2 protein-coding genes and 1 pseudogene are annotated in these 4,078 nt (G+C 46.5%); 1 reads left to right on the top strand and 2 read right to left on the bottom strand.

Translation table 11 applies throughout. The features are described 5' to 3' along the window. Window positions 1-2,303, bottom strand: a 2,303-nt coding sequence (locus K4039_RS13660; RefSeq protein WP_265235732.1) for a DUF4347 domain-containing protein, incomplete at its 3' end; no start/stop codon positions are given. 493 nt (window positions 2,304-2,796) lie between these two features. Here K4039_RS13660 and K4039_RS13655 point away from each other — a divergent pair. Further along, window positions 2,797-3,033 carry a hypothetical protein gene (locus tag K4039_RS13655; protein ID WP_265235731.1) on the top strand — a complete coding sequence of 79 codons (237 nt, stop codon included), beginning with the start codon at window positions 2,797-2,799 and terminating at the stop codon, window positions 3,031-3,033. Window positions 3,034-3,250: 217 nt separating this feature from the next. Here the strand turns inward: K4039_RS13655 and K4039_RS13650 are convergent. Further along, window positions 3,251-3,952 (bottom strand): annotated as a pseudogene (locus tag K4039_RS13650) (prolyl oligopeptidase family serine peptidase); the annotation flags it as partial. Between the last annotated feature and the right edge of the window lie 126 nt (window positions 3,953-4,078).

The raw sequence follows: 4,078 nt of genomic DNA, 5'->3' as shown, positions 1-4,078 counted from the left end.
ATGGCGTAGGAGGCGATCGAGCCGTCTGGATCAGTACCTCCCAATCCCGTCACAGGAAGAGTATTTCCAGGAAGAACCGACCCAGTGGTAGGGTTGGCAACTGGCGGTTGGTTGGCGGGTGTCAGAGTCGTGGTGAAATTAGCACCCGGAGCACTACCGTCGTTGTCAGTCGGATTGGGGTCTGGGGTAGCTGAGCTGCTGCTAGCCTTGTTGCTGACGCTGGTGCCTGCGGGTGCGATGAAGCTGACTGTGTTGTCTAGAGCATTGGCCGCACCGATGCCTAAGTTCATAGGAGGGAAGGTGACAATACCCGTAACGCTATTGTAGATGCCACCGTTGGAGGCGATGACTCCTGTTAAACCGGGAATGATGGTGTCGGTGACAGTGACGTTAGTCGCTATGCTCGGCCCGATGTTGACTGTGGAAATTGTGTAAGTAACTATATTGCCAACAGTCTCCGCCACTGGCCCGTTTTTTGTCGTACCGACATCGGCTAGAGCAACTGTAGTTGGGACTTGAGATGTTATGGAAGTACCGTTGTTGTTAGCTGGGTTGGGGTCGTAGGTGCTGGAGTTGCTAAAGGCGGTGTTGGTTATGGTAGTGCCGATCGGCCCGGTGACAGTTGCGGTTATGCTGCGGAGTTCACTAGCACCGCTAGCCAGACTGGGAATCGACGGCCAGATGACAGTCCGCGTTAAAGTGTTGTACACACCATTGCCATTAGGGTCGTTAGCACTAACGAAATCTAAGTTTGCGGGCAGTTGATCTTGAATCAGAACGTCTGCGGCAGCGGATCCACCAGCAGCATTGCTGGTGGTAATTGTGTAGGTAATGTTGCCACCGGGAGCGACGAACGCGGGGCCTGTTTTAAGCACCGAAATGTCGGCTGAAAGTGCAGGAGGGTTGATAGTTTCGACAGCGAGATTAGCAATCTCGTGAATGTTTGTATACAAGCCAGTCGAACTAGCAAAACCAAATTTGAAAGTAGGTGGTATTGTTCCGTTTACCGCCATTAGATCGGGTATGTCGATCAAAGTTACGCCCGTATCAAATACACCGTTGCCGTCAGTATCTATAGCAACTGAAAGACTGCTTGAACCTGGTAGTAATGTAATTTGGACTGTTTTTTTTACATTGGCAGTAGTGCGAGTGGTTGCCAAATTCTGATCTATGCCACCAGGAACGGGAGCGGTAGTTAAAAAGTTATAGTTTGTGGCTGCGCTGCCTCTAATTGTGATTGAATCAGGTCGATCGTTGGGAGGGTTGGGCGTGGCGTTGCCAGTACGTCCTTCATCGGAATTGGAAAAATTGCCATACTCGTCTAATCCGACACCTAAATAACCTCCTACAATCCCGGCTTGGCCGCGAGTGGTGTTGGGAGCATAGCCGAGAGAGCCGCCGAAGCCTCCCGCCGATGCTGGCGTAGCTGTTCCGTTAATTAGGAAAAAACTAATGCCATCAGCACCAGTATTGCCGTTATAGGCAAATAAATCAAAGGTAACTTTTAGCCCGTCAGTTGAAGAGATGGGGCTGTTGTAGATGACATAATTTGCTTGGTTCTCCGCGTTTGATGTTAATCTCAAAGCGCCACTGCCTGCTGGATCGAATGGCCCTCCCACTGCACCGGGAATAATGCCGGGGCCGGGGCCTGCGGTTAAGCCAGGAGGAGGTGAACCGTCGGGATTATAAATCCAAGGCCCTAGTGCTGTTGAACCTTGAAAGGTTTCGCTAACTAAAGTTGCCAGGACAGATGTGTAGTTTTCTAGGACTTCTTTTTCAAATGCTAGTTCGGTATTGATTTGTCCTGTAGTAATTTCTAATTCCCAGTCGCCACCTATTGCTGCACTCCCAGTTAGGTGCTGGGAAGCGGCAATATTGGCTCCCGTTAATTCACTGAGCTTTTGTATGAATTTAATCCCGGATTCACCGGCGGCTACGTTACAGCCGTAAATCAAAATATTGCCTTGCTCGTTAAAGGCTTTTCCCCACTGCTGCAATTGACTGCTGTAGGTTTCTAGGTTGTCAAGATTCAATTCTGCCGGGCCGATCGCGATTGCTGCTTCTCGGCCGTGAGAAACTATGTGTAGGCTGTTGATGTTTTGACGATGACGCAAAATTTCGGTGATTTGGTCGATCGCCTCCCTGGTTTGACTGAGTACAAATACTTCCGTTCCTGCTTTGATCCCACCGATCAATTGCCGGTAGTTTTCTACTCTGGAGTCAACCACCACTAGAGATTTTTTGGCTTCAGGCTCTGCTTGAGAGCTGGTTCCTGCAAAAAAAAAGTTGTTTTTAGTGACCATATTTTTAGATTTGGGTATTTTGACGGCTGACATATGCGACATTTTGGGGATCATTTTCATGATCCGTTGATTTACTTATCCGTTCTAACCTACCCCTTTAAAAAAAATCGATCAACAACAAAATATAAATTCTTAATAAATTTTATTAAACCAAAAAATCAATACTTACGTGTGTTTTGTTGAGTTTAAATTTTTAGACCAAATTGGACGGGGAATGCTATGGCACCGAAGCTAGCGCCTAATGACTACTCAACACAAAGCTTTGATGTGGAAAGGTTTTCAGGATTTTACAGCTATAGTTAAGTCTTGTTTTTTTGAGCGTAGACAGTGCCATAAAATTGAAAGCGCGATCGCCCGCCATACAAAATCCGGCTTGAATACCCCTTTTATTTTTTAGTCTCTCTGGACTCGAACCCCGGTTTATGCAAGATCGGTTTCAAGCATTAAGTTTTATAAAAGGGGGTTCTTAACCCGGATTGAATATTACTTACGCATGGCTAAAAAAGGCAGTAATGTAGGTGACGCGAGCGTACTTAGTGCGGATAAAAGTATTACTTGTTACCGAGGCTTTACCGTAAATCCACTGAAAGATATGTTTTTGAGAATTGGAAAGTTTTTAATTTTAGATTCGATTTACTCCTGTTTCCAGCTTGACATTGCCGCTAAACTAACTGAAAAAAGCATTCTCAAAAAAAATGTCAGAATGACCGCTAAAACATACAAAAATTAATATTAAGAAAAATCATGATTTGTGGGGTTGACAATTTTTCTTGATTTATGTTATGTGATAGCTGGTTTCTGCTGCGAACAGCGGTGAAATATCGCAGGATTGGGGGCAAAAATTAGACGAATAATTGCATAAATCTTTGATGAATGCGTCAACCGCAGATTTAAGCCAGATCAACGCAGATGCAACGCAGATACATTCACCCCCAATCCCGCGCTAGTTAAACGTTAATATCGAGTTCGCGCACCAAAAAAGCCCATTCATCTGCCAATTCTTCAATAACTTTAGCGGTAGGTTTGCCACCCCCATGTCCCGCTTTAGTTTCGATCCGAATTAACACTGGCTTTTCTCCCACGTGAGTTGCTTGCAAAGCCGAAGCAAACTTAAAACTGTGCGCCGGAACCACTCTGTCGTCATGATCCGCAGTTGTAATCATTGTCGCCGGATAAGCCGTTCCCGCTTTCAGATTGTGCAGCGGAGAATAGCCGTGAATGGTAGGAAATTCTGCCGGATTGTCCGCCGAACCATATTCAGGAACCCAGGCATGACCAATGGTAAATTTGTGGAAGCGCAACATATCCAGGACACCGACAGCCGGCAACGCTGCACCGAACAATTCCGGCCGCTGAGTCATGCAAGCCCCCACCAATAAACCGCCATTGCTACCACCTGCGATCGCCAATTTAGCCGGTTTGGTATACTTATTTTCGATCAACCATTCAGCAGCGCTGATAAAGTCATCAAAAACATTTTGCTTGTTCAACTTAGTGCCAGCTTGGTGCCAGGATTCGCCGTACTCGCCGCCACCGCGCAAACAGGCTGTCACATAAACTCCGCCCATCTCCAACCACACCACCCTGCTAAGAGAAAAACTTGGAGTCAGCGAGATACTAAAACCACCATAACCGTACAGATAAGTGGGCAGGGCTATTTCATTCTAAACAGATCTTTGAGTATGCTACAACTAAAGCCAGCGAGACGTTGAGCTTGAGCCATGTTTTGGAAGCCATGATCGCGATACAAATTCAAGGCAAAATTCCGTGCGATT

The organism is Lyngbya sp. CCAP 1446/10, from assembly GCF_026130175.1.
Classification (GTDB): Bacteria; Cyanobacteriota; Cyanobacteriia; order Cyanobacteriales; family Microcoleaceae; genus Microcoleus.
The sequence above is the reverse complement of the archived record's forward strand: the minus strand, read 5'-3'. Positions and strand labels throughout refer to the sequence as shown.

Excerpts from the sequence above, each read along its gene's own strand:
- K4039_RS13655 (WP_265235731.1), top strand. The coding sequence starts at position 2,797 with ATGGCTAAAAAAGGCAGTAATGTAGGTGACGCGAGCGTACTTAGTGCG.